The organism is Gemmatimonas sp., from assembly GCF_041689975.1.
Classification (GTDB): domain Bacteria; phylum Gemmatimonadota; class Gemmatimonadetes; order Gemmatimonadales; family Gemmatimonadaceae; genus Gemmatimonas.
The window spans coordinates 1-7,501 of record NZ_JBDNFF010000236.1 but is presented as its reverse complement, the minus strand read 5'-3'; the positions used below and the strand labels follow the sequence as shown (position 1 = coordinate 7,501).

Annotated in this window: 9 protein-coding genes; all 9 read left to right on the top strand. The window is 63.0% G+C overall.

What is annotated here, in order from left to right:
* Positions 1-316 (top strand): Uma2 family endonuclease (locus ACESNG_RS15255; protein ID WP_373069596.1); only part of this gene is annotated, 316 nt, incomplete at its 5' end.
* A gap of 46 nt (positions 317-362) precedes the next feature.
* Positions 363-956: a Uma2 family endonuclease gene (locus ACESNG_RS15250; protein WP_373069594.1), complete on the top strand. Its 594-nt coding sequence runs from the start codon at positions 363-365 to the stop codon at positions 954-956.
* A 191-nt stretch (positions 957-1,147) separates the two neighbouring features.
* Positions 1,148-1,369: a ribbon-helix-helix protein, CopG family gene (locus ACESNG_RS15245; RefSeq protein WP_373069592.1), complete on the top strand. Its 222-nt coding sequence runs from the start codon at positions 1,148-1,150 to the stop codon at positions 1,367-1,369.
* A 13-nt stretch (positions 1,370-1,382) separates the two neighbouring features.
* Entirely contained in the window at positions 1,383-1,712 is a 330-nt protein-coding gene (locus ACESNG_RS15240) for a type II toxin-antitoxin system VapC family toxin (RefSeq protein ID WP_373069590.1), read from the top strand.
* A gap of 193 nt (positions 1,713-1,905) precedes the next feature.
* Positions 1,906-2,832 carry an ornithine carbamoyltransferase gene (gene argF / locus ACESNG_RS15235; RefSeq protein WP_373063120.1) on the top strand — a complete coding sequence of 309 codons (927 nt, stop codon included), beginning with the start codon at positions 1,906-1,908 and terminating at the stop codon, positions 2,830-2,832.
* A 17-nt stretch (positions 2,833-2,849) separates the two neighbouring features.
* Positions 2,850-3,308 carry a peroxiredoxin gene (locus tag ACESNG_RS15230; protein ID WP_373063122.1) on the top strand — a complete coding sequence of 153 codons (459 nt, stop codon included), beginning with the start codon at positions 2,850-2,852 and terminating at the stop codon, positions 3,306-3,308.
* A 108-nt stretch (positions 3,309-3,416) separates the two neighbouring features.
* Entirely contained in the window at positions 3,417-4,529 is a 1,113-nt protein-coding gene (gene gcvT, locus ACESNG_RS15225) for a glycine cleavage system aminomethyltransferase GcvT (protein ID WP_373063124.1), read from the top strand.
* Positions 4,530-4,552: 23 nt separating this feature from the next.
* The gene (locus ACESNG_RS15220) at positions 4,553-6,202 is read left to right on the top strand and encodes a sigma 54-interacting transcriptional regulator (protein WP_373063127.1); all 1,650 of its coding nucleotides are present in this window, start codon (positions 4,553-4,555) and stop codon (positions 6,200-6,202) included.
* A 161-nt stretch (positions 6,203-6,363) separates the two neighbouring features.
* Positions 6,364-7,245, top strand: a complete 882-nt coding sequence (locus ACESNG_RS15215) for a hypothetical protein (RefSeq protein ID WP_373063129.1) — start codon at positions 6,364-6,366, stop codon at positions 7,243-7,245.
* Positions 7,246-7,501 lie beyond the last annotated feature (256 nt).

Below are 7,501 nucleotides of genomic sequence, written 5' to 3'. Positions count from 1 at the left end.
GGAATCAGCCGACCCGTCGTGGCGCGAAATGCCGCCACCGCTGTTGGTGGTCGACGTGCTCAGCCCGTCCACGCGGCGTCGCGATCGGCATCGCAAGCGTCCCACGTATCTCGCGCACGGCGTCGGCGAACTGTGGCTGGTCGATCAGGACACGCGTTCGGTCGAGCGCTGGACGTTGGCGTCGGAGTTTCCGGAGACGTTTCGCGATAGGATCACGTGGGCGCCTAACGCGGCGCTGCCGCCGTTGGTCGTGACTGCCGCTGAGAGCTTTGGAGCAGCGACGCAACCTGACAATCGTTCCACCGCCGCCCGCTGACGCACACATGACGGCGCGCCGTACCCGTCGCGTATGACCAAAACTCGTGCGAAATCGAGGACTGCGAGATGATCCCGTTGCCCGTTGCGATGACGCGGAAGAGCTGCTCGCCAATCCCGTTGAGAACGCCCGCACCGAGTTGGTGCGCGGGCGGATGATCGTGCGCGAGCCAGCGGGGTGGACACACGGCGACATCGCAGCGCGCGTCCTGGTCGCGATCAGCGCGCACCTCACCGCAGAGCGTGGCACACTCGGGCTCTCGGTTCCACGAGGACGCGTGCTTGCCGCCGAAACCGGCTTTACGCTCCAGCGAAACCCGGACACGGTGCGCGCGCCCGATGTGGCCGACGTGCGTTGGGATCGCTGCCCGGCAGTGCCGCCAGCGGGTTTCGCCGAGTTCGCACCCGATCTGGCAGTGGAGGTACTGTCGCCTGCTGATCTTGCGGGAGAAATGCTCGCGAAGGTCGGCGATTGGATCACGGCCGGAACCCTGCTGGTGTGGCTCGTGGATCCATCGCGCCGAGAAGCGCGCGTGTATCGCGCCGACGGCAGTGAGTCGACTCTCGTAGCACCGGCCGTGCTCAGCGGGGAAAATGTACTGCCCGGACTCCTGATCGAATTGGCCGACGTGTTCGACTGACGCCGTCGCTTCACAAAAAGAATAAGGGCGGGCATGTGCGTACGCTGCGCCGTTTGCGCGCGCACTCCCCTCGGTCCGATGAACCGAATCCGCAACCAATGCCGCGGTCCGCCGCACGTTGGACGAGGCCTTCGGGAGCGACATGACCCAGAAACCGAGTCGTAATACGGTTACGTACAGGAGGTAATACTATGGCAAACCCGATGCGGACCGTTTCCTTCAAGTTGTCAACGGAGCTCGACGACGCGTTGAGTGAGCTGGCGCGGCGCCGCAAATCAAGCCGCTCGGCCGTCGTTCGCGAGGGCCTACCGGCGCTGGTGGCCGGTGGACGCCGGTCTGTGACGATGGCCGTCGATGAATTGGTGGGATCCCTTGATGGCCCCCGGATCTCTCCACGAATCCCAAGCACATGAGCAAGTATGGACGGTGACGCGCGTCGTCATTGATACCGGACCTCTTGTCGCCCTGTTGAATCGACGCGATCAGCAGCATGCGTGGGTTCGAGAGGTGCTGGACGCGGTCGAACCGCCCATCTTCACATGCGAAGCGGTCGTTTCGGAGGCTTGCTTCCGGCTCGGACGCCTCGATGGCGGGCCAGACGCTGCGCTCCAGTTGATTGCGAGCGATGTACTGAAAATTGACTTCCGAATGCTTCCGGAAACGGCGGCTGTTGAAGGGTTGATGCGGAAGTTCGCGAATGTGCCGATGTCGTTGGCCGACGCGTGCCTCGTTCGGATGACAGAGCTCGATGCGTAGAGCGTAGTCGTTACGCTGGACAACGACTTCCGCGTCTATCGGCGGAACTGGCGGCAAGTCATTCCGACCATCATGCCAAGCTGAAGCAGCGGCTAACCGCGCTCCGAATCTCTTCGCGACAGCTCGGGTCAAGAATTGCTGGTAAATGCGCCAAGGCTTGGTCCCACGGCATCCAGTTAATAACTTTGCACGAATGCCGCATAATCATTCGCCGCATCGTGACTTTCTGAACATCGCCGACTTCTCCTCCGCAGAGACATTCTCCCTGCTGGCGCTGGCTGAGCGTATGCGCACTGGTGCGTACGATCGTAAGCCATTGTCAGGTAAGGCTTTGGCGATGATTTTTATGAAATCGTCCACGCGCACACGCGTGTCATTTGAAGTGGGGGCCACCCAACTGGGCGGCACCGCGCACTTCCTCTCGCCCCGCGACGTCCAGCTGGGACGTGGCGAGCCGATCGCCGACACGGCACGCGTGCTCGACCGATACGTGCACGGCATCATGATCCGCACGTTCGCGCACGCCGACGTAGAAACACTGGCCGAGTACGCCAAGGTGCCCATCATCAATGGGCTCACCGATCTGTCGCATCCGTGTCAGATCCTGGCCGACGTCCTCACGATTCAGCAGCACTTGGGCGACGTGCGCGGCAAGACGGTTGCCTGGATCGGCGACGGAAACAACATGGCCAACTCGTGGATCGAAGCGGCGGCGCATCTGGGCTTCACGCTCAAGCTCGCCTGTCCCGAGGGATTTGATCCCGACGACAGCTTCCTGCGCGCCGGCGTGGCCTCCGGCATGGTGCAGCTCCTGCGCGATCCGCGGGAGGCGGCCGCCGGTGCCGACGTCGTGACGACCGACGTGTGGGCATCGATGGGGCAGGAGGAGGAGCAGGCGAGGCGCGCGGTCGCCTTCGCGCTCTATCAGGTTGACAGACCGCTGATGGCCCTGGCCGCGCCTCACGCGATCTTCTTGCACTGTCTGCCGGCGCACCGCGGCGAGGAAGTCACGGCCGACGTGCTCGACGGCCCGCAGAGCGTCGTGTGGGATGAAGCCGAGAATCGCTTGCACATACAGAAAGCGATCATGGCAGCACTCATGGGGAACGAAGCCCTTTAAACCGGAATTCACACAACATGCCCATCGCTGAAGGAATACTCGCCCCCGATTTTACGCTCCCGACCGATGCTGGCGACACGCTCACGCTGTCGTCGCTTCGTGGTCAGTGGGTCGTACTCTTTGCCTATCCGAAGGACGACACTTCCGGCTGCACCATCGAGGCCTGCGAGTTTCGCGACGCGCTCCCGCGCTTCGATGCGTCGAAGGCCGTCATTTTGGGCATCAGCCCGGACTCGGTCAAGTCGCACGTGAAGTTCAAGACCAAGTTCGAGCTGCCGTACACGCTGTTGGCTGACGAAGAGAAAACCGTGCTTCAGGCTTATGATGTGTGGAAGGAGAAGTCCATGTACGGCAAGACGTACATGGGCGTGGAGCGCACCACGTTCTTGATCGACCCGGCGGGACAGATCGCCAAAGTGTTCACCAAAGTGAAGCCGGCCGGTCACGCCGACGAGGTCATGGCCGCGATCGTGTGAGTTTGCCGGGAATTGCTGCCAGTGTGGCAATATGCTGGCAGGTTCCTGCCGAATTGGTCATGTTATAGGGCGCGGCCGCTCCGGTTGCGCCCTGCTTCTTTTCCAGACATGACAGCTATCGCTCCCGGCACGCTCAAGCGCACGCCGCTCCACGACGTTCACGTCGCCCTTGGCGCGAAGATCGTCCCCTTCGCCGGCTACGAAATGCCGGTGCAGTATCCCACTGGTATCACCGTCGAACACAACGCTGTGCGCACCGTGTGCGGCATGTTCGATGTCTCGCACATGGGCGAGGTGATCGTGCGCGGTCCCGATGCCATGCGTTACGTGTCGTCGGTGACGAGCAACGACGTCGAAGCACTGGCTGTTGGACAGATCCAGTATTCGACGCTGCTGCGCGCCGACGGCACCATCGTTGACGACCTGCTGGTGTATCGTTTCGCCGATCATCTCATGCTCGTGATCAACGCGAGCAATCGCGACAAGGATCTCGCGCATCTGCAGGCGAACATCGCCGGCTTCGACTGCACGCTCACGGACATCTCCGACGGCATCGCGTTGCTGGCCGTGCAGGGACCGCAGGCGCCCGCGATCGTGGCGTCGTTGTCCGATGTGCGACTCGATGGCATCAAGTACTACTGGTTCACCGAAGGCAACGTAGCCGGCGTGCCGTGCAGAATTTCGCGCACCGGCTATACGGGCGAGCTCGGTTTCGAATTGTACTTCGACGCCGAGCACGCGGTCGCCGTGTGGAACGCTGTGATGGCCGCTGGCCCGGTCACCCCGGCCGGACTCGGCTGCCGCGATTCCTTGCGACTCGAGGCCGGTATGTGTTTGTACGGCAACGAACTCGATGATCGCACCACGCCGGTCGAGGCGGGACTCAACTGGCTGCTCAAGCTGGCGAAGCGCGAGCCGTTCCTGGGCAAGGACGTGCTCCTGCATCAGCATCAGGAAGGCACCGACCGCAAGCTCGTGGGATTCACGATCGACGAACGCGCGATTCCGCGTCATGGCCATGGTGTGGTGTACGGTGGCGTCAGGATCGGCGAGGTGTGCAGCGGCTGCATGAGCCCCACACTCGGTATTCCCATCGGCACCTGCTATCTGCCAATGGCGGCGGCGGTGGAAGGCACCACGTTCGAGATCGATATCCGCGGCCGCAAGCTGCCGGCGCGCGTGGTGAAGCTGCCGTTCTACAAGCGGGCAGGGAAGGCGTGAGCGTGCGTCCGCGCCCCTCAGCAATGCGGCGTGGCAGTGTAGACGACGGCGCTGCCAGCGTCGTGGCGATTCTCATGACCGATGTCGAGCCAGCGGTGCGCTTGAACGCGGCGCTCGAGTCGGGTGGGATTACCACAGTCACGATCTCGCCGATGGACGACGTGCGCGGCGATCTGCGCCGAGCGCGTCCCGACATCGTCGTGCTCACCGGCGCCCTGCTCGATGCGGCGAACATGTCGCTCGTACGGCTGCTGTTGTGGGACAACGTCGCCGTGCTCGGTTTCGCCGACGTCTCCGATCCACCGATGATCGAGCGATTGCGCGACATCGGGTACGCGGAAACGTGGCCCAAACCGGTTCGCATCGAGGATGTCGTGGACAGCGTGCGGCGTCGGCTCGAGCGTCAGCGATTGGCTGAGCTTACGGGGCTGGTGGGTGAGTCGGCGGCGATCCGCGAAGTGTTGGTGAAGGTGGAGCAGATCGCACCGGTCACCAGCACCGTGCTCATCGAAGGGGAAAGCGGCACCGGCAAAGAACTGGTGGCGCGCGCCATCCATCGCCTCAGTCCGCGCCGTGGGAAGCCGTTCATTGCAGTGAACGTAGGCGCGCTTACGGAAACGCTCCTGGAGAGCGAGCTGTTCGGCCACGAGAAGGGTGCCTTTACCGGCGCTGCCGAACGCCGGCTGGGGCGGTTTGAACTGGCCGACACCGGGACGCTCTTTCTCGATGAGATCGGCGAAATCCCGTCGAGCACGCAAGTGAAGTTGCTGCGCGTGCTCGAAGAGCGTGAAGTCACACGAGTGGGAAGTGGACAGCCGATACCGATCGATGTGCGCGTCGTCGCCGCGACGAACCGTCCGTTGCGCGAACATGTCGAGGAAGGCGGCTTTCGCGCGGACCTGTTTTACCGACTGAACGTCCTCGGCATTTACCTGCCGCCGCTGCGCGAACGTCGTGATGATATCCCATTGCTCGTGCGACGCTTCGTCACCGAGTTCGCGTCGCTGCACGATCGCGCATTCCACGGCATCTCGGCGGAAGCGCTGGCACTGTTGGTGGAATACGGCTGGCCCGGCAATGTGCGCGAGTTGCGGAATCTCGTGGAGAGCATGGTCGTGCTCGCCCACGGACGTGAAATCGGAGCGGATGACATCCCGCGGCCGATTCGCGACGGCGGTGGTCGGCGCTTGCTGCCGGTGCACGTGGGGCCGATGGTGCGCGAGGGTGAGCGGGCGCCGGGACGCGAGCTGGAATTCATCGTGCGATCGCTCGTCGAACTGAAGTTACAAGTCGAAGAGTTGCGTCGTCGGATGGACGTGGAAACCAGAGCGTCCGCACCGGGTTGGATGGGCGAGGTGCGATCGCCGTCCGCTGTGTCTTCTGCTAGTACTGGTGAAGTGGTGGCGATGCCAGGGTTCGGCTTGGTGCGTGGCATTGAACCACGCGAGCAGGCTCCGTCGGCCACGGTGATCACGCTCGGCCCCGGAATGACGATGGCGGAGATCGAGCGGGTGGCGATTCGGGCCGCGTTGCGGGACAACGGCGGGAACCGGCGAAAGGCAGCCGATCTGTTGGGCATCGGGGAGCGCACCCTGTACCGGAAGCTTCGGGAATATCAAGGGGAAGACGTTGGCGAGGGGGACGAAGGGGACGCTCCCTTCGACGAAGCTTGAGGTCGGGGCCGGTACGTCCATGCCCGGCAACGCGTTGTGAAATTTTTGCGTCTTGCTGTTGAGCGAGCCACGTCACATATTAGCGCTGCAGTCAGCTGAACACACGTGTTCGGTTCGCCCCACCCGCGGAGACAAGCCTGTCTATTCCAGTCAATTTCGGCATGACGTCCTCTCAGACCCCCTCCGGAACCATCGCGGGGAGTGTGTTGCCTATTCGTCGGGCGGAGGAACTGATCGCCACCCTTCCCGGGGTGTTATCGGTGCGGATCGTGCCAAACGATACTGGCGCCGTGGATGAGATCCACGTGCTTACGACCGACCTCGTGCAGCCCAAGAACACTGTTCGCAATATCGAGAGTGCGTTGATGGCGCAGCTCGGTCTTCGGGTCAACCACCGGAAGATCTCGATCGCGACCACGCTGGATGCGCCTCGCGCTGCCGATTTGCCGCCGGTCACGACGACCACGGCTGGCTTGAGTGCGATGGCCGGCGGCGCTTCCGCCCATGCGAGCTCGACAGTAACCTTGCCGCTGCCCGAGTCCGCGAGCGCATCCGTTACGTCTTCGTCCCCCGGTGGTCACATGGGAGGGACCGTGCGGACCAATTCGGCGACTGCGCCGATGGCCGATGCGGCTCCGTCGGGACGTCGGGTTCTGGTCTTTGAGGATGTCGAAGTGCGGCGTTCGCGTTCGCGCGGTGTGCTGTGCCGAGTCACGCTGAGCCGTGAAGGACAGGAATTTGTGGGCGAGTCGGAGGGTCAGGAGAGCGAGCGATCGCGCATCGACCTGGCGGCTCGTTCAACGCTGTTGGCCATCGTGGCCGCGACGAAGGCGACGGCGGGCGGAGAACGCTCGTTGGCGCTGGAAGGTTCGAAGCTGATCGATGCCTTTGATCGTGCGTTCATTTTTGTCAGCGTAGCGGCACGCGTCGGTCGCGAGCCGGTGGTACTGACCGGAAGCTGTGAAGTGCGTGAAAGTGCCGAAACGAGCGCCGTGCTCGCGGTGCTGGATGCGACCAACCGTTGGATGCACATCGACCGTTAGCAGAAATCGTGAGGCGCGGAGGAAAGCGCCTTTCTCATGTCTACCCCCCATCGTCTGAACGAGACGACACAAAAAAACGTCCCCGTCAGCCGTCAAGAGCGGAGCTGAGCGGGCAGGCCAAGCAGTAGGAGCGGAGCTAACCTCGATAAGCATGTGGAGTCCCGAGCGGGACACACGTGACTACCCCGATGGGAGGTGACGCAAAGATGGAATTCGTGGCCCAGCTCGTGAATGCGATGTGGTCGTTTGTTTTGGC

What these genes read in the sequence shown, in the direction of transcription:
- gcvT (WP_373063124.1), top strand. Translation starts at nt 3,417, where the DNA reads ATGACAGCTATCGCTCCCGGCACGCTCAAGCGCACGCCGCTCCACGAC.
- ACESNG_RS15215 (WP_373063129.1), top strand. Translation starts at nt 6,364, where the DNA reads ATGACGTCCTCTCAGACCCCCTCCGGAACCATCGCGGGGAGTGTGTTG.
- argF (WP_373063120.1), top strand. Translation starts at nt 1,906, where the DNA reads ATGCCGCATAATCATTCGCCGCATCGTGACTTTCTGAACATCGCCGAC.
- ACESNG_RS15230 (WP_373063122.1), top strand. Translation starts at nt 2,850, where the DNA reads ATGCCCATCGCTGAAGGAATACTCGCCCCCGATTTTACGCTCCCGACC.
- ACESNG_RS15220 (WP_373063127.1), top strand. Translation starts at nt 4,553, where the DNA reads ATGCGGCGTGGCAGTGTAGACGACGGCGCTGCCAGCGTCGTGGCGATT.
- ACESNG_RS15245 (WP_373069592.1), top strand. Translation starts at nt 1,148, where the DNA reads ATGGCAAACCCGATGCGGACCGTTTCCTTCAAGTTGTCAACGGAGCTC.